The sequence below is a fragment of the Dysgonomonas mossii DSM 22836 genome (genome assembly GCF_000213575.1).
In the GTDB taxonomy this organism is placed as follows: domain Bacteria; phylum Bacteroidota; class Bacteroidia; order Bacteroidales; family Dysgonomonadaceae; genus Dysgonomonas; species Dysgonomonas mossii.
In genome coordinates, this window is record NZ_GL892027.1 from 1 (window position 1) to 1057 (window position 1057).

At 39.3% G+C, this 1057-nt stretch carries 1 protein-coding gene; it reads left to right on the plus strand.

Going from position 1 to position 1057, the window contains the following annotated elements; translation table 11 throughout:
* Positions 1–1054: PcfJ domain-containing protein (locus HMPREF9456_RS16905; RefSeq protein ID WP_006844790.1), on the plus strand; the 1054-nt coding region annotated here is incomplete at its 5' end.
* Positions 1055–1057: the final 3 nt, after the last annotated feature.

Consider the following 1057-nt stretch of genomic DNA (forward strand, 5'->3'; position numbering starts at 1 on the left):
TTTTTTTTTATGTGAAGTTTTACATAAGCAAAATAAATTCCAACAGGTAGTTGTAGAAGCGAGTAAGAAATTACCGTCTATCACACAAGAACAGATACAATGGGGATATCAGAACTGCATCGAACATATCGGACAGCGAACCACCAAAGGTAAAATAACCTGTACTGAATGCAACCATGTATTTACAGGCGATGAAGGAGAACTCCAATGTCCTAATTGTAAAACAAAACTGAAAGTTCAGACCACTAACAAACGGATATTTAAAGGCTGTGAATATCTCTGTTTTATTACCACATGCCAAGGTTATCAGGTCATCCGCTACCTGATGATAAAATGCACAGCTAAAGTAGGCTCATATCCCGAATACACTCATGCCGAAGTTATGCAACGTTGGATTGCACCTGACGGCAGATACTGCACATTTGCAAAACTGCGTCAGACAATGGGTACAATGTATTATGATTCATGGATATTCAGCACTCCGTTGGAACTGAGAAGCGAAGTAGATGCTTATAACAGGCTGTTCCCGTATTACTACTATCCGAAACAGCAGTTAATACCCGAACTCAAAAGAACAGGCATTAAAAAACGTCACTTCAATCAAAGACCTTTTGATGTATACAGGGCATTATTAAAAGACAACCGAATGGAAACCCTGTTAAAATCGGGACAAATACATCTATTTAAAGCATTCCTAAGTGATACAAGCCGAAAACTGGATAATTACTGGGCATCTATCCGCATCTGCATCCGCAACGGATACACAATCAAAGATGCTACTCTGTGGTTTGACTATATCGACTACTTGCGCATGTTCGGAAAAGACCTGCATAACGCTAAATATGTATGCCCGAATGACCTGCACAAAGAACATGACAGATATATGCAGAAGAAAGCAAAAGCCGATGCACAGAAAGAAATCGAAAAGCTACGGGAAAAGGAAGAAACATTCCGACAAACCAAAGCAAAATTCTTCGGACTTATATTCTCTGATGGGCTTATTCAAGTACGGGTACTTGAAAGTATAGAGGAAATCATATTGGAAGGAAACTAGATG